Below are 22,468 nucleotides of genomic sequence, written 5' to 3' on the forward strand. Positions count from 1 at the left end.
TCACACCGTCAGTTGTTGTTCATCGGCCAGCCGCTTGGCCTCGCGCATCACCAGCGCCAGCGCCGACACGATAAGCCCGGCCAGCAGCAACTGGAAGTCCGATGAACCTATGTTGATCTGGCCGTGCAGCTCGGGGCCCGGCAGGGTGAGCACTATGTCCAGCAGCGGGGTGGTGATGATTTTGGTGACGAAACTGACACAGAGCAGCAGGCCGATCAACTGGTAGCGGCGGATCTGGCTGAAGGTGAACAGCATGGCCTGCCGATAGCCGCGAAACAGCTGGAGCAGCTGCCACAGCATCAGCATGAACACCAGATCCGGCAGCAGCATCACCAGGGTGCCCAGCAGACGGGTGCCCAGGCTGAGGGGGTAGTCGGCAATCGAGGGGGTCGTGCTGGCCAGCGCCGGCTGTGCCATGGTCAGGGGGACATTGTTGAGGGTGGAACTCTCTTGTACCGCCAGTGCGTCGATCAGCTCCTGCTGCAGGTAGTCGCTGCCGCCGAGCAGCTGGGACCAGACCCCCATGACCGTCATGAGCGGGGTGGCCAGCAGGGCGAACAGCAGGATCCATTCAATCAGATTGCTCATGCGTTCGAGCTTGTTGTGTTTCATCGCTTACCTCTTGGAGTGAAAGGGTGGGCCACGCGCAGCACCGAATTATTGTTTATCAATAAACACAGCTAGATGTTTATCGTTTTTCGATATTTATTCAACCGTTTTTTATTGAAAAACGATAAATTCTTGCTGCAATAAGAGGATGACATTTTTCGAGTGGCTCTCTAGACTGGCTGCTGCTGCGCTTGAATCTTCAACACGGACAAGAGGTTACAGATGCACCAGGGATGGTTGCTGATCGGATTGTCGCTCTCCTATCTGGGGCTGCTGTTTCTGATCGCCTACGTGGCGGACAAGAACAAACGTCGCCGTTTAAAGGGGCAGCCCCTGCTCTACAGCCTGTCGCTGGCGGTCTACTGCACCTCCTGGACCTTCTTTGGCACGGTGGGCCAGGCCAGCGAGTCGCCCTGGTCACCTGTGCCCATCTATCTGGGCCCCATGCTGGTGTTCCTGTTTGGCTGGCGCTTGCTGGCCCGCCTCATCCTGGTGGCCAAGCGCGAGCACATCACCTCCATCGCCGACTTCATCGCCGCCCGTTACGGCAAGTCCCAGCGCCTGGCCATGGTGATCGCGCTGATCGCCATCATGGGCATACTGCCGTACCTGGTGTTGCAGCTGAAAGCCATCGTCACCGGGCTGGATCTGCTGATGGCCAACTCTGTGCCTGCCGGCCCCACCGGCAATACCGCCGGGCTGGCCCTCGGCGTGGCCCTGCTGCTGGCGCTGTTCAGCATTCTGTTCGGCACCCGCCATCTGGACGCCACCGAGCACCACCGCGGCATGGTGGTGGCCATCGCCTTCGAATCCGTAGTCAAGCTGCTCGCCTTCATGGCGGTGGGGGGCTTTGCGCTCTGGCTGATCCTCAGCAAGCCGAGCCAGGCCCGCACCCTGGTGGCCAGCGATTTTCTCGATGCGGTGGTGGCGGTGACGCCGGGCAGCCTGCTGGAGCTCGCCATCTATACCCTGGTCGCCATGTGCGCTGTCATCTGCCTGCCGCGCCAGTTTCACGTGACCGTGGTGGAGAACAACCAGGGCCAGGATCTGCACTGGGCGCGCTGGCTGTTTCCGCTCTACCTGTTCGTGATGGGGCTGTTCATCTGGCCGCTGGCGCTGGCGGGCAAGCAGTGGGTGGGGGCCGGCATGGCCTCGGATACCTATGTGATCAGCCTCCCCATGTCGCTCGGTTTTGACGGCATGGCGCTGCTGGCGTTTCTTGGCGGCACCTCGGCGGCCACCGGCATGGTGATCGTCTGCACCATAGCGCTGGCCATCATGGTCAGCAACGATCTGGTGCTGCCGGTGCTGCTGCGCCGCTTCTGGCAGCAGGGGCGCGACGAGCGGCTGGTGCGCCTGCTGCTGCAGGTGCGCCGCGGCGCCATCCTGCTGATCCTGCTGGCGGCCTGGGGGCTCTACCTCTGGCTCGGGGATCTCACCAGCCTGTCGCGCATCGGCTACCTGTCGTTCGGTGCGGTGGCCCAGTTTGCGCCGGCGCTGCTGCTCGGTCTCTACTGGCGGCACGGCAATCGCAAGGGGGTCTACCTCGGTCTCGCCCTCGGGGTCAGCCTCTGGTTCGCTACCCTGCTGGCGGAGAGCGGCCTGCTGGCCGGCTCGCCGCTGGCGGCCCTGCTGGCGCCGCCCGACTGGCCCGCGTTTCGCGATCTCAGCCTGGGGGCCTGGTGCATCTTTCTGAGCCTGTTGCTCAACCTCATCGGCTATGTGGCGGGCTCCCTGCTGTCGCAGGCGGCGGTGAGCGAGCGGCTGCAGGCGGCCAACTTCGTCGGCAAGCCGAGCCGCGACACCACGGCGCTCTATCAGGCGCGGGTCTCGGTCAAGGAGCTGGAGATGCTGGCGGCCCGCTTCGTCGGCTCGAGCCGGGTCAAGCGCGCCTTCGGCCGCTTCGCCGGCGAGCGGGGCGGCACCCTGGCGCCCCAGATGCAGGCCTCCGCCGAGCTGATTGCCCACACCGAGCGGCTGCTGGCCGGGGTGTTCGGCACCTCGTCCGCCCGCCTGGTGCTGGCCTCGGCCCTGCAAGGGCGCAACATGCAGCTCGAAGAGATCGCCACCATAGTGGACGAGGCCTCCGACGTGTTTCGCTTCAACCGCGGCCTGCTGCAGGGGGCCATCGAACACATGGGGCAGGGGATCTCGGTGGTGGACAGGGAGCTCAAGCTGGTGGCCTGGAACCGGCGCTACATCGAGCTGTTCCACTATCCGCCCGGCCTCATTCAGGTGGGCCGCCCCATCGAGGAGATCATCCGCTACAACGCCGAGCAGGGGCTGTGCGGCCCGGGCGATGTCGAGGCCCATGTGGCGCGGCGGGTCGCCTTCATGCAGCGCGGCAGCCAGCACATTTCGGCGCGTGAGCGCCCCGATGGCCGGGTGATCGAGATGCAGGGCAACCCCATGCCGGCAGGCGGTTTCGTGATGACCTTTACCGACATCACCCCGTTTCGCGACGCCGAGCGGGTGCTGCGGGAGGCCAACGAACACCTGGAGGCGCGGGTGGCCGAGCGCACCCACGAGCTTTCCGAGCTCAACCGCCAGCTGCTGCTGGTGAACCAGCAGGTGGAGCGGGCCAACCACTCCAAGAGCCGCTTCCTGGCGGCGGTGAGCCACGATCTGACCCAGCCGCTCAACGCCGCCAAGCTGTTTACCTCCTCCCTGCTGGAGATGCTGCCACCGGCGGACGAGCCGGCCCGCATCGCCCGCCACATCGACGACGCGCTGGGGGCGACCGAGGATCTCATCACCGATCTGCTCGACATCTCGCGGCTCGAAGCGGGCAAGTTCAAGGCCAAGAAACTGGATTTCGCCCTGCGCGACGTGTTCGACAACCTCAAGGCGGAGTTCGGCGTGCTGGCGCAGGCAGGGGGGATCCAGTTCTCGGTGGTGGAGAGTGGTGTGGCGGTCTACAGCGACGTGCGCCTGCTGCGGCGGGTGCTGCAAAACTTCCTCACCAACGCCTTTCGCTACAATCCGGGCGGGCGGGTGCTGCTCGGCTGCCGCCGGCTCGGCGACAAGGTGCGCATCGAGGTGTGGGACAACGGCCCCGGCATTCCGGCCGACAAGCAGGAGGCGATCTTCGACGAGTTCTCCCGCCTCGATCACTCCCGCACCGCGCGAGAGCAGGGGCTGGGGCTCGGCCTTGCCATCGCTCGCGGCATTGCCCTGGTGCTCGGCCACAACCTGACCCTGCGCAGCTGGCCGGGGGCGGGCTCGGTGTTTGCCATCACCCTCAACCTGGCGACCCGTCCTGTCGCAACGACGCAGGTGGCGGCCCCCACCCAGCGCGACAGCCAGCTGGAGGGGATCCGGGTGCTCTGCATCGACAACGAGAGCGACATCCTGATCGCCATGCACTCCCTGCTGGGACGCTGGGGCTGCGAGGTGGTCTGTGCCCAGAGCCTGGCCCAGGCGGAGGATCTCATCGCCGGCGGCTTCCTGCCGCAGCTGGTGCTCTCCGATTACCATCTGGACGACGGCAAGACCGGGCTGCAGGCGCTGCACATGCTGCGCCTGGCCCACGGCAACGACATTGGCGGCATCATCATCAGTGCGGATCGCAAGAGCGAGCTGCAGGCGCAGATCCGCGAACATGGCTACGGCTACATCAGTAAACCGGTCAAGCCGCTCAAGCTGCGGGCGCTGATGAACAGCATCTTGCGGCCGGCCAAACTTGATGATGATCACGAAACCGGGTATTCGTCCGAATTTTAATCGCCGGCCCCCAGCCGGCAAGATCGGCACTTTCTGACACAAAAAAGTGCCTTTTCTTCTCGTTTGAGGCTCATTTTCGATAAAAAGTGGTTTATTAATAACCGTTCGGGGGTTTGCTCTCCCTCCTTTGACTCCCTTATAGTCAGGTCGCGATTATTTTTGTCGCAAATCAAGTTGTGCAAAAGGCAAACCGGATGAAAGTCCGGGACGCAAAGCTTCCGGTCTAAGGGTCAGCAGTACCTAAGATAGCGGGGCCACCACAGGTTGTTTCGTCCATGGGCCAAGCCATGGTGCGATGTTGTCTGCGTTACCTGTCAGGTTGCGTTGCCTTTTTCGTTATCTATTCCAAGAACGAAATAAGGATATTCAACTATGTTAAGTCCAAAACCCTCCGTACTGGCGTTGTTGGTCGGGGGTCTGTGCGCCTCCTCCGCCTTCGCTGCCGCCCCCGGCAAACCCACCATCGGCTGGGGCGAAACCAAGTTCGCCATCGTCGAAGTGGATCAAGCCGCCACCTCCTACAACAAGCTGGTCAAGGTGCACGCCGATGGCGCGCCGGTCAGCGTGAGCTGGAACCTCTGGTCCGGTGATGTCGGCCAGACCGCCAAGGTTCTGCTCGACGGCAAGGAGGTGTGGTCCGGCGCCGCGTCCGCCTCCGGTACCGCCAACTTCAAGGTCACCAAGGGGGGCCGCTACCAGATGCAGGTGGCGCTGTGCAACGCCGACGGCTGCACCCTCTCCGACAAGAAAGAGATCCTGGTGGCCGACACCGACGGCAGCCATCTGCTGCCGCTCAAGGCGCCGCTCAAGGAGAACAACAAGCCCTACGTCAACAAGACCGGCAAGGTGATGGGGGCCTACTACGTGGAGTGGGGGGTCTATGGTCGCAAGTTCACCGTGGACAAGATCCCGGCCCAGAACCTGACCCACATCCTCTACGGCTTCACCCCGATCTGCGGTGGCAACGGCATCAACGACAGCCTGAAAGAGATCTCCGGCAGCTTCGAGGCGCTGCAGCGCTCCTGTGCCGGCCGCGAGGACTTCAAGGTCTCCATCCACGATCCCTGGGCTGCCATCCAGATGGGGCAGGGCAATCTCACCGCCTATGACGAACCCTACAAGGGCAACTTCGGCAACCTGATGGCGCTCAAGAAGGCCTATCCGGACCTGAAGATCCTCCCCTCCATCGGTGGCTGGACCCTCTCCGATCCCTTCTTCTTCTTCGGTGACAAGACCAAGCGCGACACCTTCGTCGCCTCGGTGAAGGAGTATCTGCAGACCTGGAAATTCTTCGACGGGGTGGACATCGACTGGGAATTCCCGGGGGGCCTCGGGGCCAATCCCAACCTCGGCAGCGCCTCCGACGGCGAAACCTACGTGCTGCTGATGAAGGAGCTGCGCGCCATGCTCGACGAGCTGAGCGCAGAGACGGGCCGCACCTACGAGCTCACCTCCGCCATCAGCGCCGGCGGTGACAAGATTGCCAAGGTGGACTATCGCGCCGCCCAGCAATACATGAATCACATCTTCCTGATGAGCTACGACTTCAACGGCGCCTGGACCAACACCGGGCTGGGTCACCAGACCGCGCTCTACGAGTCGAGCTGGGATCCCAACACCAAGTACACCACCGACAAGGGGGTCAAGGCGCTGCTGGGTCAGGGCGTCGAGCCGGGCAAGGTGGTGGTGGGTGCCGCCATGTATGGTCGCGGCTGGACCGGCGTCAGCGGGTATCAGGGCAACAACCCCTTCACCGGCACCGCCACCGGCCCGATTGCGGGGACCGAAGCGGAAGGGATCTGGGAGAAGGGGGTCATCGACTACCGTGGCATCGCCAAGGGCAAGATGGCCGGCGACTGGCAGTACAGCTATGACGAAGTGGCCGAGGCACCGTCCGTGTTCAAGGCTTCCACCGGTGAGCTCATCACCTTCGATGATGAGCGCTCGGTCAAGGCCAAGGGGCAGTACGTGCTGGCCAACCAGCTCGGCGGCATGTTCGCCTGGGAAATCGACGCCGACAACGGCGACATTCTCAACGCCATGCACGAGGGGCTGGGCCACGGCGATAGCACACCGCCGGTCAACAAGCCGCCGGTGGCCAACGCCGGCACTGATCTCGCGGTGACCGGGCCGGCCCAGCTGGTGCTGGACGGTTCCTCCTCCCGCGATCCGGAAGGGGCGGTGCTGAGCTACAGCTGGGCCCAGATCTCCGGTCCCAAGGCGACCCTGAGCGATGCCACCCAGGCCAAGGCCAAGCTGAGCGTCGATGCGGTGAGCCAGGACGTCAATCTGGTGTTCGAACTGACCGTGACCGATGACCACAACCTCAGCGCCAAGGATCAGGTGGTGGTGACCAACAAGGCGCCGCAACCCAACCTGCCGCCGGTCGTCACGGTGCAGGACAAGGTCTCGGTGCAGGCCGGCAAGCAGGTGAGCATCACCGCTAGCGCCACCGACCCCAACGGCGACACCCTGAGCTATCAGTGGAGCGTGCCGGCCGGGGTTACCGCCAGCGGTCAGAACAGCAAGACCCTGGTGGTGACGGGCCCCAGCGTCACCGTGGAGACCGGTTATGACCTCACCGTCACCGTGACCGACGGCGCCCTGGATGCCCAGGGCAAGACCCGCCTCACCGTGACCCCGGTCAGCGGTGGCGGCGACTGCAACGCCACCGATCCGGATGCCGCCAACTGGCCGGCCTGGAAGGCCTCTACCACCTACAACGGTGGCGAGAAGGTGCGCCACAACCAGCTGGTGTGGCAGGCCAAGTACTGGACCCAGGGCAATGAACCGAGCCGCACCGCCGATCAGTGGAAGCTGATAAGCCAGGTGCAGCTGGGCTGGGATGCCAGCGTCGCCTACAACGCCGGTGACGTGACCACCCACAACGGTCGCCAGTGGAAGGCCCAGTACTGGACCCGCGGCAACGAGCCCGGCAAGCACGACGTCTGGCAGGACATCGGCGCCGCCAGCTGCAAATAACCTCACCGTTAAACCCATCGGGGCATGCCAGGCATGCCCCCTTTTTTCCCCCATAACAACAAAGAGCACCACCATGACCACATGCACCACACGTCTTGCCTGCCTGATCGGCGCAGCCCTGGCAAGCGGCCCGCTGCTGGCCGCCGTTCAGCCACCCACCCCGCTGGTCTTTGACGCCACCCGGCCGCAGAACGATCTGCAGGGATCGCTGCTGGCCGGCGTCCAGTTTGCCCAGAGCCAGATCCTGCCCGCCCACCTGCGGGAGGGGGACAACCAGCCCCGCCTCACCGCCCTGCGCAAGAGCCTGCTGCTGGTGCGCCCGCTGCAGGCCGGCAACCAGGCGCCGCTGGCGCTCGAGGCCCGCGACGGCGCCGGCAAGCTGCTCGGCAGCCTCACGCTGGATCCGCCCTCCCGCCTGCCCAAGACCGCCTACTACCTGGAAGGAACGCCGGAGGAGGGGGTCGACTTCACCCCGGGCCCTGGCACCAGTGCCGTCATCAACAGCAGCAGCGAACTGGCCAGGCTGAGCGATCCGAGCGGCGCCTTCCTGCTCGGCAAGTTGCAGCCCCATGCCCTGGTCACCATCCAGACCGCCGATGGCCGCTGGGTGCGCGACATCCACCTGCCGCGCGACGCGAGCCTGGAGGGCAAGATGGTGCGCCTTACCTCCAATGCCGGCTACAACTCCACCGTCTACTTCAGTGGCCGCCAGGTAACAATCTCCCGCGGCCAGAGCCAGCAGTTCAAGTTCGTGCGCGGCCAGTGGATCCGCGATGGCGAGCTGGAAAACAACGGCATTACCTATTCCAGCGATGCCTGGAGCGCCGTGCTGCCGGCCGAGTGGATCATGCCCGGCCTCACCCTGCGACTGAGCCAGGGGGATCTGAGCGGCGAGCTGAACGACCTCAAGGTGGGGGCGCCGGGGGAGCTGCTCATTCACACCATCGACATCGGCATGCTGACCAGCCCGCGCGACCAGTTCGCCTTTGCCAAAGATAAAGAAGCCCAGCGGGAGTATTTCCAGACCATTCCCGCCAGCCGCCTCATCGTCAGCCAGTATGCGCCGCTGTCGTTGCCGGAAGTGATGCTGCCAGATGGCACCCTGCTCACCGACTTTGATCCGAGCGAGGGGGGCTGGCACAGCGGCACCATGCGCCAGCGCATCGGCAAGGAGCTCATCTCCCTTGGCATCGACAATGCCAACTACGGCATCAACAGCACAGCCGGGGAGGGGGAGAGCAGCCACCCCTACGTGGTGGCCCAGCTGGCGGCCCACAACAGCCGTGGCAAGTACGCCAACGGGGTGCAGGTGCACGGCGGATCCGGCGGGGGCGGCATCGTCACCCTTGACGCTTCCCTTGGCAACGAGTTCAGCCACGAGGTGGGCCACAACTACGGTCTCGGCCACTACGTGGGCGGCTTTGCCGGTTCGGTGCACCGCAGCGCCGATCAGATCAATGCCACCTGGGGCTGGGATGGCGACAAGAACCGCTTCATCCCCAACTTCTTTGCGAGCCGCAGCGGCCAGAGCGCCTGCCTCGACGGCCAGTGCCAGGCCCCGTTTGACGGCCGCAAGTTTGGCTTCGACGCCATGGCCGGCGGCGAGCCGCTCTCCGGCTTCAATCGCTTCACCCTCTACACCCCCAACTCGGCCGCCATCATCCAGCGCTTCCTCGAGAGCAAGGCGGTGTTCGACGCAGCGTCCCCCACTGGCTTTAGCAAGTGGAACGAAAGCCAGGCCAGGATGGAGCCCTACCGCCACCGGGTCGATCTCGCCGAGCAGATCACCGCGCCGGTGAGCGATCTGGGAGAAGTCAAACTGGCCGCCCTGCTGGCCGAGTACGATCTGGTCAAGGTGGCCATGTGGGATGGCAACTGGACCCGCAACATCCAGCTGCCGGCCGCCTCGGCGGTCAATCGCGGCCGCATCGTCAGCATCGACCACAACGCCGGCTACAACAGCACCCTCTTCATCAACGGCCAGCAGATCACTGTCTCGCGCGGCTTCAAGAAGAGCTATCGCTCCGACGGCAGCCGCTGGAACGAGGGAGCGCCGACGGATCTGGCGGCAGATCGCAAGCCAGCTGCCTTCGGCGTGCCGGTGACCACCCTGGTCGGCTACTACGACCCGCAGGGGCAGCTGCCGAGCTACCTCTATCCGGCCCTGCACGGCGCCTACGGCTTTGCCTATGGCGATGACGGCGAGCGGCTCGGCAACAGTGACTGCCAGCTGCAGGTGGAGACCCGCGACGGCCTGCTGCGCTTCAAGCTGGCCAACCACCGGCTGAGCGCGAGCGTGATGAACAAGTTCCACGTCAACGTGCCGACCGCAAGCGAGCCGCGCAGCGCCAGCGTGCTGTGCCGCAACCAGTCACAGACCGAGGCCCAGCTTGTCCCGGCCCCGGTCGGGCTCGGCTACACGGTCAACGGCATGCCGCTGGCGGCGCGCTGAGTGTTTTTCTCCTTTCTCCTCGCGCAATGCGAGGTGCCACTGGCGGGGGCCAAGCCCCGCCTTTCATCAAGCAAGAGGTAAATATGATGACAAGAAAGTCCTCTGTGGCCACCCTGCTGGCCGGGCTCTGTCTGAGCGGTCAGCTGTGGGCCGCCAGCGCCTATGACATCAATCAGGGCTATGGCGGCGGCAGCCAGGTCAGTTTCAACGGCCAGATCTACGAGGCCAAATGGTATGCCAATCCGGGCCAGAGCCCGGGCGTGCAGGTCGCCAACGAGTGGGATTCTCCGTGGGCCCTGCTGGGGGCGGGTGAAGCGACGCCACCCGGTGACGGGGAGGGCATAGCCCCGCCCGCGCAGGGAGGCAGCGGCGCCGCTGACGGCAGCACCGTCTACCTGAGCCAGAGCGAGCTGGATGCCAGGGAGCATGCGCTCACCGACTTCCCGGCCATGACGGCGGTCAAGGCCTCCATCGCCACCCGCGACAACGCCGTGGTCGAGGCGGTGGCCCCCGGCCTGCCGCTCAACCCCGCCAACGTCAAACGGGTGGAGGGGCTGATCAGCGAGTCACAGTTCAACTTCCTGTTCCCGCTGCGGGCGCCGGAGTACACCTATCGCGGCTTCCTGCAGGCGGTGGCCAAGTTCCCGGCCTTCTGCGGTGATTACAGCGACGGGCGCAACGCCGAGGCCATCTGCCGCAAGTCGCTGGCCACCATGTTCGCACACTTCGCCCAGGAGACCGGCGGTCACGAGAGCTGGCGACCCGAGCCCGAGTGGCGTCAGGGCCTGGTGTGGGTGCGGGAGATGGGCTGGACCGAGCAGATGCGCGGCGGCTACAACGCCGAGTGCCGGCCGGATGTGTGGCAGGGTCAGCAGTGGCCGTGCGGCAAGTTCGACAACGGCGAGTTCAAGAGCTACTTCGGTCGTGGCGCCAAGCAGCTGTCGTACAACTACAACTACGGCCCCTTCTCCGAGGCCATGTTCGGCACTGTGCGCACCCTGCTGGACAACCCGGAGAAAGTGGCGGACACCTGGCTCAACCTGGCCAGCGCCGTGTTCTTCTTCGTCTATCCGCAGCCGCCCAAGCCCTCCATGCTGCACGTGATTGACGGCACCTGGCAGCCCAACGCCCACGACCGGCAGAACGGCCTGGTGCCGGGCTTCGGGGTGACCACCCAGATCATCAACGGCGGGGTGGAGTGCGGCGGTGCGGCCGAGCATGCCCAGTCCCAGAACCGGATCACCTACTACCAGGCCCAGGCCCAGTATCTGGGGGTGCCGGTGCCTGCCGACGAGGTGCTCGGTTGCAAGAACATGAAGGTCTTTGACGAGGCCGGCGCCGGCGCCCTGCCCATCTACTGGGAGAACGACTGGAGCTATGTGCCGGGCAACCCCAACGGTGGCAAGAGCTACGCCTGCAAGCTGGTCGGCTACCAGACCCGCTTCAGCGCCTTCAAGGAGCGTGACTACAGCCGCTGCGTGCAGCACTTCTTCCCCGAGGTGGTGATCGAGGACAACGGCGGTGGCACCAACCTGCCGCCGGTGGCCAGCATCAGCGGCCCGAGCGAGGCGCTGGGCGGCGCCACCGTGCTGCTCTCCGGCCAGGGTTCGAGCGATCCGGAAGGCAAACCCCTCAGTTACGCCTGGACCCTGCCTGCCGGGGCCAGCGCCTCGGATCTGAGCCAGTCCACCCTGAGCGCCATCCTGCCGCCGACCCCGACCAACGACACCCGCTACGGCTTCGTGCTCAAGGTGACCGACGACAAGGGGCTGAGCCGCAGCGCCACCCACGAGATCCTGATCAAGGGCAGTGGCGGTACCACGCCGCCGGATGGCAACCCGCCCTACAAGGAGGGCACCGCCTACAAGGCCGGTGACAAGGTGAGCAACCTGGGCGGCAACTACCAGTGCAAGCCCCATCCCTACACCGGCTGGTGTGCCGGCGCGGCCTGGGCCTATGAGCCCGGCAAGGGCACGGCCTGGAGCGATGCCTGGATCAAGCTGTAACGGCATATCCGCGCAATAAAAAAGGCCCGTCAGGGCCTTTTTTCATGGGATGAATGCGCTCACAGCGGCTTTTGCCACAGGCTCAGCAGCAGATCCTGCTCCAGCTCGTCCGGTCCCTGATGGCTGAAGGCGTGGCGCTGCTCACCGCTGGCGCGCCAGCCGAGGCGGCTGGTCTCCAGGATGAAGCTGCGCAGGCCCTGGTCCATCTGCATGCTGAACTGGCAGCGTAGCTGCCCCATGGGATTGAGGCCGGCCAGGCTCGGCCAGCTCAGCGGGTGCTCCATGCTGACCGGGTTGAGGCTGACCCTCAGCTGCCACTGGTGACGGGGGCCCGGCTGCAGGTAGAGCAGGTAGCCGCCCGGTGCCAGCCAGCTGACCAGCTGCTCGGTCTTGACCTTGAGATCGTTGACCAGCAGCAGCTGGGCCGTGCCCGGCAGGATGGGGGCGCGGGCCGGATCGGCGATGACGAACTGAGCGTCCGGCTGCGCCTTGTTGGCGGCGAAGATGGTGTTCTTGGCGATGTCGACGCCGGCAAATTGCCAGCCCGGCAGGCGCTCGGCCAGGGTCCGGCAGTAGTAACCCTCGCCGCAGCCCAGGTGGATCAGCTCGCGCGGTTCGAGGGGGGCAAGCAGGCTGGCCATCGCCTCGACCAGCGGCAACTGGTGGCCCTGCTCGAGGAAGTGGCGTTTGGCGCGCATCAGGGCGCGGCTGTCGCTGTCCTTGGGGTTCTTCTTGCCGGGGATGAGATCCAGATAGCCTTCCGGCGCGGGATCGAAGTGGTGCTTGTTGGCGCAGTAGACCCCGCGGGAGGCTTCATGAAGTTGCAGCGGGCTGCGACAGATAGGGCATTGCAGATGCATAGGATTTCTCTTGGCGAAGGCCATGACGGCAGGGGCGTTCGGGATTATAGGGGAGACGATCAGAAAAGGCTGCCGTGGCAGCCTTTTTTATCCGGCGACCCAGTGCGGGGCCGCCAGTAGCGAGGATCAGCGAGTGCCGAACACCACTATGGTCTTGCCGTGGGCGGAGATCAGCTCCTGCTCTTCAAGCATCTTGAGGATCCGGCCGACGGTTTCACGGGAGCAGCCGACGATCTGGCCTATCTCCTGACGGGTGATCTTGATCTGCATGCCATCCGGGTGGGTCATGGCGTCCGGCTGCTTGGCCAGGTTCAGCAGGGTTTGGGCGATCCGGCCGGTCACGTCCAGGAAGGCGAGGTTACCGACTTTCTGGCTGGTGTGCTGCAGGCGGGCCGCCATCTGGCCGGAGAGGCGCATCAGGATTTCCGGGTTGACCTGGATCAGCTGGCGGAACTTCTTGTAGGAGATCTCGGCCACTTCACAGGAACCTTTGGCACGCACCCAGGCGGAACGCTCCGGGTTTTCGCTCTCCTCGAACATCCCCATCTCGCCCAGGAAGTCGCCCTGGTTCAGATAGGAGAGGATCATCTCCTTGCCTTCATCGTCCTTGATCAAGACGGCCACAGTGCCCTTGACGATGTAGTAGAGGGTTTCCGCCTTCTCACCCGCGTGGATCAGGGTGCTCTTGGCTGGATACTTATGAATGTGGCAGTGCGACAAGAACCATTCCAGGGTGGGATCGCTTTGCGGTTTGCCAATGACCATGAGAATTCCTCTGTAGTGTCTTTTTATGGACTCGTGCGTCCGGGCAAGCTGCCAACCTTGCCATTCCTTGTATTAGTCGCAGTAGGATAAGAGCCTTTGTCTGTGCTGACAAGGCTTTGAGGGCTTTTGCCAGCTCCCCTTGCAACCCCTGCTGCGTTCCGTTTGCCATTGTAGGGAAGATGGGGGCATCAGATGTTGATTTTGATCTAGTTAGTCAGGAAGTTCGTGAAAATGGCGGATATGTGCCGCTGTCGCGTCGTCTGCGGTATGCTATGTCAGTCAGATCTGTCGTCATCAAGAGGAAATGTGAAATGAAAGCCAAGATCAGCTGGGTGGAAGGCATGCAGTTTGTGGGCGAGAGTGAGTCCGGTCACAAGGTGATCCTGGACGGTGCCAACCCCGGCGAAGGTGCCAGCCCGATGGAGATGATCCTGCTGGCGGTGGGTGGTTGCAGCTCGATCGACGTGGTCTCCATCCTGGAGAAGGCGCGTCAATCCGTGACCGCCTGCCATGTGGAGCTGGCCGGTGAGCGGGCTGACTCGGTGCCGCGGGTATTCGAGAAGATCCACCTCCACTTCGTGGTGACCGGCAAGGGGCTGGCTGAAAAGCAGGTGGCCCGCGCGGTGGATCTGTCGATGGAAAAATATTGTTCAGTTTCCCTGATGTTGGAAAAAGCGGTAGAAATTACCCATAGTTATCAAATTCTTGAAGCCTGATAGCAGTGGCTCTTCCGATCGAATAACACCATGACATAAGGAAAGTGCAATGAAAAAGATGATAGCGTTACTCCCCCTGCTGGGGCTGGCAGCCTGCAGCATGCCGCAACCGACCCAGTACCAGTACAGCCAGTATCAGTGCGGTGAGGAGTTGCTGGCCGTGACCTATGATGCCCAGGCCGACATGGTGCAGTTCCCCTATGCCGGGGTCTATCACAAGCTGGGCCGGGTCGAGGCGGAGTCCGGTGCCAAGTATTCCGACGGGGTGACCACCTTCTGGAATCAGGAGAAGCAGGCCATCCTCAGCCAGAAAGGGGTAACCCTGCTGACTTGCCAGCGCAAGTGATCGTCATGGTGTGATGACAACGGCCTGCTCAATGCAGGCCGTTTTGCATATTGGGGGTCAGTGCGGCAGGGCGTTGAGCATCTTGGCGGCCAGTTGCTGGCTCAGCTGCTGACGCTCCCCTTCGGCGATGGCCACGTCGCTGGCCAGGGAGATGGCACTGCTCCACACCGCCTGCTGGGTGCGCCGGTCGAGCAGCACGATGGCCAGGGTACCCTTGCGGGCATCGGCCTTGGCCTGCAGCCCAGGGGTCATGCCGAGGCGGGCGAAGATCTCGCCATCGCTCAGATCCTTGCTGCCGGCCACCCCGATGGCGACCCAGACATCGGCCTCGTCAAGGGGCACGCTCTGCCACCCCTTGCGCCCCAGCTCCTGATTGACCGCCTGTTGCACCGGCTCCAGCCAACCCTCGGCGCTGTCGCCGGCATATTGGAACTGCTCAGCCAGCGCATAGCGCGGCGTCGCCCCGAAAGGCCAGCTGGCCGCCGGGCGCACCACCATGGTGCCCGCTTCCAGGGTCGGTGCGGCCGGGCCGCTGCTGCAGCCACCCAGCAGGGCGGCCAATCCCACAGAGATAAACGCTAACCGCATCATCAGCTCCTTGGCTCAGGTGATCTTGCCGGTTTCAATCAGTTGCTGGATCAACGGGCGCAGGATCAGCTCCATCGCGAAGCCCATCTTGCCGCCCGGCACCACTATGGTGTTCATCCGTGACATGAAGGATCCGTCGATCATCGACAGCAGGTAGGGGAAATCCACCTGCTTGATGCCGCGAAACCGTATCACCAGCATACTCTCGTCCAGACTCGGGATCACCTTGGCGCTGAAGGGGTTGGAGGTATCCACCGTCGGCACCCGCTGAAAGTTGATGTGGGTGCGGGAGAACTGGGGGGTGATGAAGTTGATGTAGTCGTCCATGGAGCGGACGATGGAGTCGGTGACCGCCTCGCGCGAATGGCCGCGCTCCGAGGTATCGCGAATGAGCTTCTGGATCCACTCCAGGTTGACGATGGGCACCACCCCGATGAGGAAGTCCACGTGGCGGGCCACGTTGTGCTCATCGGTGACCACGCCGCCATGCAGCCCTTCGTAGAACAGCAGGTCGGTGTCGCTTGGCAGGTTCTGCCAGGGGGTGAAGGTGCCTGGCATCTGGTTGAAGGGCACCGCCTCGTCGAAGCTGTGCAGGTAGCGGCGATACTGGCCGCTGCCGTTCTGGCCGTACTCCTGAAAGAAGCTCTCCAGCAGGCCGAAGTCGTTGGCCTCGGGGCCGAAATAGCTGATGTGGCGCCCCTGTTCGCGCGCCTTGCGGATCGCCACGTCCATTTCCGGGCGGGTGTAGCGATGAAAACTGTCCCCTTCCACCACGGCCGCCTGATAACCGAGCTGATGAAACATGGAGCGAAAGGCGTTGGTGGAGGTGGAGGTGCCGGCTCCAGACGAACCGGTAACCGCAATGATGGGATGCTTTGCCGACATAGAATTCTCTCTTCCTTGGGAGTTCCGTTATAAAGGCATGTTCCGAGTGCGGTCAAGTGTGCGACCTGACAGTACCACCGCGCAACTGCTTCGCTGGCGTGCCAGCGTGCCTCAATCAGCGGCAGACGTAAAAAAGGGCTGCCGTGGCAGCCCTTGCGACCAGCAAAGAGAAACACTAGCCGGCTTGCTTGGTGCCGGCCGCAGGCTTGATCCCCACCAGCACGGCCCCCAGCAGAATGAACAGCACCCCGAGCGCCTTGCCGGGCTCCAGCGGCTCGGCAAAGAGCGGGATGTTGACCGCCAGCAGGTAGACCAGCGCATAGCTGGTGCTGAGTAGGGGGTAGGCGATGTTGAGCGGGGTGGAGTGCAGCGCCGCCAGCCAGCAGAGCAGCGACAGGGCGTAGCAGCCCACCCCGGCCAGGATCACCAGCAGCGGCAGCGGATGGGCCAGCATCACGGCAAGATCCATCTGCCAGGTCGGCAGCTGGATCACCCCCCACTTCATGCCGAGCTGGGCCGCCGTCACCAGCAAGATGCTGCCGAGCACGTAGAGATACCCCTTCAGCGCCGATCTTGCAGGGCTGGCCGGTCGTTGGCCCGCCTGCGGATGATCATCGCTCATAGCAAGCCTCCCAGCAGCAGGGCGCCCACTATGATGGCCCCCACCCCCAGCCAGTTGTGGTAGCTGATCTGCTCGTGAAAGAACAGTCTGGAACCGACCAGTACCAGCACCAGATTGATGCTGAGCATGGGGTAGGCCATGCCGAGCGGCAGCCGCTGCAGCAGGTAGATCCAGAGCAGCATGCCGCAGCCGAGCGCCGCCACGCTGGCGATGAGCCAGGGTGAGCGCAGCTTCTGCCAGTGGTTGCAGGGCTGGCGCTGCCAGCTGACGACCGCCTGCTTTTGCAGCATCTGGCCGCTGCAGGTCAGCAGGCACACCAGCAACAGCAGCAGGATATCCATCACTGGGCTCCGTGGTAGATGAGCAGGGTCAGCCGGTGGCTGACGATGGTCTCGTCGGCGGGGGGCACGGGCCCGGTGTTGCCGTCGCGATCGGTCTTCATCAGCAGGGCCACCTGCCCATTCTTGCGCGCCTGTGCCAGCCAGGCCGGGAAGTCGGCGCGGGCCACGTAGCGCCCCGCCGCATCCGGGTAGCCGAGGCCGTAATGCACCTCGCCCTTGCTGTCGAACAGGTTGATCTCGCTGCGCTGGGTTTCCCAGGCGAGGGAGGAGGCCAGTCCGACGTCATTGGCCAGCAGGGTGCCCGACTTCATCAGCACGGCCTGATTGGCTTCGATGAAGCGCTCCGGCAGCTTGGAGTCGATTAGCGATTGCGGCAGCGCCCAGGGCAGGCCGATGGCCAGTACCATGGGGCAGAGCGCGCTCAGGGTCCAGCGGCGGCTGACCTCTTTCAACTGGATGAAGCCGAGCAGACTCCAGCCAGCGAAGATGACCATGGCCACCGCCAGCGCACCGTGATCCTCCTCGCCATAGACGGCGTGGCTGGGGGAGAACGCCAGCACGGCCAGCACCACCAGGCAGATGAGGCCGAACAGGCCGTTCAACCAGGCGTTGACCCGAAAGGTCCGCTCTTTGCCCTCCTTGAGCAGGTCGACGGCGCTGGCGGCCATCAGCATGGCCAGCGGGGCGAAGCAGGGCAGGATGTAGGTGAGCAGCTTGCCCTTGGCAATGCTGAAGAACAGCAGTGGCAGGATCACCCAGGCCAGCAGGTAGAGGGTTTCCGGGTTTATCTTGCGCTCCTGCCAGCCCTTGCGCAGGGCGCCTGGCAGCAGGCCGAGCCAGGGCAGGGTGCCGAGCAGCCCCATGGGCAGGTAGTACCAGAACGGCGCCTTGTGCTGGGCGTTGTCGGCGGCGAAGCGCTGGATGTGTTCAATCCAGAAGAAGTAGTGCCAGTAGTCCGGTTCGCGCAGGTGCACGGCGATGGCCCAGGGGGCGGCCAGCAGGACCGCGCTCAGGATGGCCAGCGGCCCGAAGCGCACCAGCTCGAGCAGACGGCGCTGATAGATGACGTAGGGCACGATGACCACCACGGGCACCGCCAGGGCGATGAAGCCCTTGGTGAGAAAACCCATGCCGCAGGCGAGGCCGAACAGCAGATAGCCGCCGACCCGGCTGCCAATGGAGCCCTCCTTGCGGATGATGTAGAAGCTCACCATGGCGGCGCTGAGCCAGAGAGTCACCATGGCGTCCAGCACGCTGTAGGTGCCGATGCCGTAGACGATCAGCAGCGACAGATAGATGAGCCCGGTCAGGAAAGCCTTGCGCCGGCACTGCCACAACTGCAGGGCAAACCAGCAGATCAGCAGGGTGCTCAGACCGGTGGCGGCGGCCGAGGCGAAGCGCACGGCGAAGTTGGTGTCACCGAACAGCTGCTGGCTGATGCTGTTGAACCAGTAGCCGGCGATGGGTTTCTCGAAGTAGCGCAAGCCCAGGAAGTGGGGCACGACCCAGTCGCCGGTGCTGACCATCTCCCGGCTGATTTCGGCGTAGCGGTTTTCGTCCGGGCTCCAGAGCGGCCGCTGGTCGAGCGGCAGCAGGTAAAAGAAGAGAAAGAACAGGGGCAGGGCCCACTTGGTCAACGTCATGACATCCTCTGTTGCATGGTGTGATTAGCGCGATGGTTAGTCCTGCCACCCGAGGTGGCGTCATTCATCTCAGGCCTCGGCCTTGCAGCCGAGCCAGCCCTCCCGTCCGGGCAGGGTGCCGCGGACCAGCCGGCCGGTCGGCAGCGTGATCGGGTCGGATGGTAACAGATCCCCGAGCGGCACGAAGCGGATGCCGCGCGCCCTGGCTTCGCCGAGCAGGGCATCGAACTGATCCGCCATCACGATCCCTTCCACTTCGGCGTGGATGGTGTAGACGTGGGGGCCCTGGGCCGGCGGGGTCGCCAGCTGATCCAGCAGGAAACGGTTGAAACCGTCGACCGTCACCTGATGGCCCACCACTTCGTCGAAGGTGGGCAGGTTGACCGGGATCTGCGGGGTGCCGGGGCGGCCATCCTGCAGCAGGGGCCGAAACAGGCCGCTGCCGCGACAGTCGCTGTTGTAGCGAAAGCCGAACTGCTCCTTGGCCTGGGTGGTGAGCGGGTCGGCTCGCCAGCCGGCGGCGGCGGAGCAATCCACTTCGCGCCCCAGGATCTGGTTGAGCGCATCCACCCCGAGCCGGGTCTGACGAGCCAGCTCGGCTTCGTCCCAGCGGCCGGTGTTGGCCTGCCAGCCGTGGTGATCCCAGGCGTGCAGCCCCACCTCGTGACGGGCGCTGTCGGTGTCGCGCATCAGGGAGCCGAGCTGCTTGCCGATGGACTTGCCGGGCCAGGCGGTGCCGGCCAGCAGGATGTCCAGCCCATAGAGGGATGCTGCGTTGGAGCGCAGCATCTTGAGCAGAAAGCGGGGTTTTAGCAGGCGCCACAAGTGGCGCCCCATGTTGTCCGGTCCGACCGAGAAGAAGAAGCTCCCCTTGACCTGATGCTTGTCGAGCAGTTGCAGCAGGCGGGGCACCCCGTCACGGGTCCCCCTGAAGGTATCGACGTCGATCCGCAGACCTACCTCAGTCATGCTCGACTCCCGTCGTGACCGCCCCTTGCAGGAAGAAGTCCAGGGTGTTGCCGATGGTCTCTTCCATCTCGATGGTCGGTTCCCAGTCCAGTAGGCGGCGGGCATTGGCGATGCTCGGCCGGCGGTGGGAGACGTCCTGATAGCCGTCACCGTAGAAGGATTTGCTCTCCACCAGCTTGAAGCCGGCAAACGGCGGGAACTGGTCGCGCAGCGGGTGAGCCTCGAACTTGGCGAGCAGGATCTCGGCCATCTGCTGGATGCTGGCCTCGTTGTCCGGGTTGCCGATGTTGATGATCTGACCGTCGCAGCGGTTCTCCTTGTTCTCGATGATGCGGAACAGGGCCTCGATGCCGTCCTCGATGTCGGTGAAGCAGCGTTTCTGGGCGCCGCCGTCCACCAGCTGGATCGGGGTGCCGTCCACCAGGTTGAGGATCAGCTGGGTGATGGCGCGGGAGCTGCCGATGCGGGCGGAGTCCAGGCTGTCCAAGCGCGGCCCCATCCAGTTGAAGGGACGGAACAGTGTGAAGTTGAGCCCCTCTTTCTTGCCGTAGGCCCAGATCACCCGATCCAGCAGCTGCTTGGAAACCGAGTAGATCCAGCGCTGCTTGTTGATGGGGCCGACGATGAGGCGGGAGCTGTCTTCATCGAAGCTGTGATCGTCGCACATCCCGTACACCTCGGAGGTGGAGGGGAATATGATGCGCTTGTGGTACTTCACGCAATAGCGGACGATCTTGAGGTTCTCCTCGAAGTCGAGCTCGAACACGCGCAGCGGGTTGCGGGTGTACTCGATGGGGGTGGCGATGGCCACCAGCGGCAGGATCACGTCGCACTTCTTGATGTGATACTCGATCCACTCGGTGTGGATGCTGATGTCCCCTTCCACGAAGTGGAAGTTGGGGTGACCGATGAAACGGTCCACCGCGCTGGAGCCGATGTCGAGGCCATACACCTCATAGCCGCCATCCTGGAGCAGGCGCTCGGTCAGGTGGTTGCCGATGAAGCCGTTGACGCCGAGGATCAGCACCCGGGTCAGCCGCGCCTTGCGCAGGGCATTGCTCGCCTTGGCGCCGATCTTCATCCCTTCGACCAGCCCCAGTTCGCGGGCCAGCTGGGCGCCGCGCACATAGAGTCCGCCTTCGGCCTGACCGGCCACGATCTCCAGCACCCCTTCACCGCAGGCGATGCGCAGCGGCTCCTGGCTCAGGATGGTGCCCGGCTGCTTGTCGCTTTGCTGGGCCAGCCAGTGGCTCTTCCACACCGTCAGCTTGCGATCGCCGGCGAAGCTGAAGGCGCCCGGGTAGGGCTGGGTGACGGCGCGCACCAGGTTGTGCAGTTCGCGGGCCGGGCGGTGCCAGTGCAGTTCGCCATCGGCCGGGGTGCGGCGGCCATAGTAGCTGGCCTTGCTCTCATCCTGCGGGGTGAGGCGGATGTCGCCGGCACGCAGCTTGGGCAGCTCCTGCTCCAGCAGTGCCCGGGCGGCGAGGCGCACCTTGCCGTGCAGGGTCAGCGCGGTATCGTCGTCGGCAATGGTCACCGCCTGCTGGGCGACGATGGCGCCGGCATCGGGCTTGGCCGTCATCTGGTGCAGGGTGATGCCGGTCTCGGTCTCACCGTTGACCAGGCACCAGTTGATGGGCGCGCGGCCGCGGTAGGCGGGCAGCAGGGAGCCGTGCAGGTTGAAGGCGCCGACGGTCGGGATGTCGAGGAGCGCCTGCTTGAGCATGTTGCGGTAGTAGAAGGAGAAGAGGGCCTGGGGCGCCAGCTCGCGAATGCGCTCAATCCAGAGCGGGTGGTTCACGTCCTCGGGGGAGTAGACCGGCAGGTTGTGCTCGGCGCAGAGCTGGGCGACCGAGCCGAAGAAGCGGTTCTCGCTCGGATCATCGGCGTGGGTGAAGACGGCCTGGATCTCGTAGCCTGCCTCGAGCAGGGCCTCGATACCGGTGCAACCGATATCGTGATAAGCAAAGACGACGACTTTCATTGTTCAGCTTCCTGTTGCGAAGGGGTGGTGGCGCTGCGCACGATCTGGTGGATGAAGTAGCGGGGACGGGCGCGCACGTCGGTGTACATGCGGCCTATGTATTCTCCCAGCAGCCCCATGCCCAGCAGCTGCACGCCGACAAAGGTGAAGAGAATGGCAAAGAGGGTGAAGACGCCATCGGCGGCCCAGTCGGCGCCCAGAATGAGGCGCATCAGGATCAGCAGGATGGAGAAGGTAAAGCCGATGCCCGCCACCACGCTGCCGACGATGCTGAGCAGCCGCAGCGGGGTGGTGGTCATGCAGGTGACCAGGTCATACATCAGGTTGATGAGGTGCATCAGCCCGTATTTGGACTCGCCGTGGGCCCGCTCGGCGTGGCCCACTTCCAGCTCGATGGTGCGGCGGGCGAAGCTGTTGGCCAGGATGGGGATGAAGGTGCTGCGCTCCTGGCAGCAGAGCATGGCGTCGATGATGTGACGGCGGTAGGCGCGCAGCATGCAGCCATAGTCGCTCATGTGCACACCGGTGGCCTTTTGCACCGACTTGTTGATGAGTTTGGAGGCGGTTTTGCGAAACCAGGAGTCCTGGCGGTTGCGGCGCATGGTGCCCACCACGTCGTAGCCCTGCATGGCGGCTTCCACCAGGCGAGGGATCTCCTCCGGCGGGTTCTGCAGATCCGCATCCAGGGTGATCACCAGATCCCCCTTGGCGGTCTCGAAGCCGGCCATGATGGCGGCGTGCTGACCGTAGTTGCGGTTGAGCAGCACCCCGACCAGCTTGCTGCCCTCAACGGCGGCGGCGTCTCGGATGAGCTCGGTGGAGCCGTCGTGGCTGCCGTCATCGATCAGGATCACCTCGTAATCCTGTGACAGCTGATCGCAGGCGGCGGTGACCCGGCTCAGCAGCGCGGGCAGGCTGGCCTCCTCGTTGTAGACGGGGATGACCACCGAAACCAGCTTGATGTCAGTGTTGTTCAC

General features: G+C 64.3%; 17 protein-coding genes and 1 riboswitch. Of the genes, 6 read left to right on the forward strand and 11 right to left on the reverse strand.

Annotation, left to right across the window (positions count from 1 at the left end):
• Positions 1 to 612 carry a DUF2975 domain-containing protein gene (locus PG900_RS21415; RefSeq protein WP_270832235.1) on the reverse strand — a complete coding sequence of 204 codons (612 nt, stop codon included), beginning with the start codon at positions 610 to 612 and terminating at the stop codon, positions 1 to 3.
• 219 nt (positions 613 to 831) lie between these two features.
• Between PG900_RS21415 and PG900_RS21420 the strand changes: the two genes are divergently transcribed.
• The 4 genes from PG900_RS21420 (at position 832) to PG900_RS21435 (ending at position 11,772) form a co-directional block, all read left to right on the forward strand.
• Positions 832 to 4,332: a hybrid sensor histidine kinase/response regulator gene (locus PG900_RS21420; RefSeq protein WP_270832236.1), complete on the forward strand. Its 3,501-nt coding sequence runs from the start codon at positions 832 to 834 to the stop codon at positions 4,330 to 4,332.
• A 174-nt stretch (positions 4,333 to 4,506) separates the two neighbouring features.
• A riboswitch (cyclic di-GMP riboswitch) is annotated at positions 4,507 to 4,594 on the forward strand.
• A 110-nt stretch (positions 4,595 to 4,704) separates the two neighbouring features.
• Positions 4,705 to 7,314, forward strand: a complete 2,610-nt coding sequence (locus PG900_RS21425; protein WP_270832237.1) for a glycosyl hydrolase family 18 protein — start codon at positions 4,705 to 4,707, stop codon at positions 7,312 to 7,314.
• Between the two features lie 73 nt (positions 7,315 to 7,387).
• The gene (locus PG900_RS21430) at positions 7,388 to 9,766 is read left to right on the forward strand and encodes a M66 family metalloprotease (RefSeq protein ID WP_270832238.1); all 2,379 of its coding nucleotides are present in this window, start codon (positions 7,388 to 7,390) and stop codon (positions 9,764 to 9,766) included.
• Between the two features lie 83 nt (positions 9,767 to 9,849).
• Positions 9,850 to 11,772 (forward strand): glycoside hydrolase family 19 protein, encoded by a 1,923-nt coding sequence (locus PG900_RS21435; protein WP_333563424.1) that lies wholly within the window; start codon positions 9,850 to 9,852, stop codon positions 11,770 to 11,772.
• 59 nt (positions 11,773 to 11,831) lie between these two features.
• On the opposite strand, the gene PG900_RS21440 is transcribed toward PG900_RS21435, so the two are convergent.
• Entirely contained in the window at positions 11,832 to 12,632 is an 801-nt protein-coding gene (locus PG900_RS21440; RefSeq protein WP_016349707.1) for a putative RNA methyltransferase, read from the reverse strand.
• A 126-nt stretch (positions 12,633 to 12,758) separates the two neighbouring features.
• Positions 12,759 to 13,397, reverse strand: a complete 639-nt coding sequence (gene crp, locus PG900_RS21445) for a cAMP-activated global transcriptional regulator CRP (RefSeq protein WP_011704916.1) — start codon at positions 13,395 to 13,397, stop codon at positions 12,759 to 12,761.
• A 311-nt stretch (positions 13,398 to 13,708) separates the two neighbouring features.
• Between crp and PG900_RS21450 the strand changes: the two genes are divergently transcribed.
• Both PG900_RS21450 and PG900_RS21455 read left to right on the forward strand, forming a co-directional pair.
• On the forward strand, positions 13,709 to 14,113 hold the full coding sequence (locus PG900_RS21450) for an OsmC family protein (RefSeq protein ID WP_270832239.1): 405 nt from the start codon (positions 13,709 to 13,711) through the stop codon (positions 14,111 to 14,113).
• 49 nt (positions 14,114 to 14,162) lie between these two features.
• Complete coding sequence (locus tag PG900_RS21455) at positions 14,163 to 14,459, forward strand: MliC family protein (protein ID WP_011704918.1); 297 nt, start codon at positions 14,163 to 14,165, stop codon at positions 14,457 to 14,459.
• 57 nt (positions 14,460 to 14,516) lie between these two features.
• Here PG900_RS21455 and PG900_RS21460 read toward each other — a convergent pair whose 3' ends face one another.
• The 8 genes from PG900_RS21460 to arnC all read right to left on the reverse strand — a co-directional run bounded on the left by PG900_RS21460 (position 14,517) and on the right by arnC (position 22,468).
• Positions 14,517 to 15,047, reverse strand: a complete 531-nt coding sequence (locus PG900_RS21460; protein WP_011704919.1) for a DUF4136 domain-containing protein — start codon at positions 15,045 to 15,047, stop codon at positions 14,517 to 14,519.
• A 15-nt stretch (positions 15,048 to 15,062) separates the two neighbouring features.
• Positions 15,063 to 15,932 (reverse strand): phosphoribulokinase, encoded by an 870-nt coding sequence (locus PG900_RS21465; protein ID WP_011704920.1) that lies wholly within the window; start codon positions 15,930 to 15,932, stop codon positions 15,063 to 15,065.
• A gap of 175 nt (positions 15,933 to 16,107) precedes the next feature.
• On the reverse strand, positions 16,108 to 16,554 hold the full coding sequence (arnF, locus tag PG900_RS21470) for a 4-amino-4-deoxy-L-arabinose-phosphoundecaprenol flippase subunit ArnF (protein WP_215783241.1): 447 nt from the start codon (positions 16,552 to 16,554) through the stop codon (positions 16,108 to 16,110).
• The gene (locus PG900_RS21475; protein ID WP_016349710.1) at positions 16,551 to 16,895 is read right to left on the reverse strand and encodes an EamA family transporter; all 345 of its coding nucleotides are present in this window, start codon (positions 16,893 to 16,895) and stop codon (positions 16,551 to 16,553) included. Before PG900_RS21475 ends, arnF begins: the two co-directional genes overlap by 4 nt.
• Positions 16,895 to 18,538, reverse strand: a complete 1,644-nt coding sequence (gene arnT / locus PG900_RS21480; protein WP_215783240.1) for a lipid IV(A) 4-amino-4-deoxy-L-arabinosyltransferase — start codon at positions 18,536 to 18,538, stop codon at positions 16,895 to 16,897. The genes PG900_RS21475 and arnT overlap by 1 nt, the downstream gene beginning before the upstream one ends.
• Before the next feature lie 69 nt (positions 18,539 to 18,607).
• Complete coding sequence (arnD, locus tag PG900_RS21485) at positions 18,608 to 19,507, reverse strand: 4-deoxy-4-formamido-L-arabinose-phosphoundecaprenol deformylase (protein WP_270832240.1); 900 nt, start codon at positions 19,505 to 19,507, stop codon at positions 18,608 to 18,610.
• On the reverse strand, positions 19,500 to 21,491 hold the full coding sequence (gene arnA, locus PG900_RS21490; RefSeq protein ID WP_270832241.1) for a bifunctional UDP-4-amino-4-deoxy-L-arabinose formyltransferase/UDP-glucuronic acid oxidase ArnA: 1,992 nt from the start codon (positions 21,489 to 21,491) through the stop codon (positions 19,500 to 19,502). The genes arnD and arnA overlap by 8 nt, the downstream gene beginning before the upstream one ends.
• Positions 21,488 to 22,468 carry an undecaprenyl-phosphate 4-deoxy-4-formamido-L-arabinose transferase gene (arnC, locus tag PG900_RS21495; RefSeq protein WP_024944375.1) on the reverse strand — a complete coding sequence of 327 codons (981 nt, stop codon included), beginning with the start codon at positions 22,466 to 22,468 and terminating at the stop codon, positions 21,488 to 21,490. Before arnC ends, arnA begins: the two co-directional genes overlap by 4 nt.

This window comes from Aeromonas sp. QDB03 (assembly GCF_027707985.1).
GTDB lineage: Bacteria > Pseudomonadota > Gammaproteobacteria > Enterobacterales > Aeromonadaceae > Aeromonas > Aeromonas hydrophila.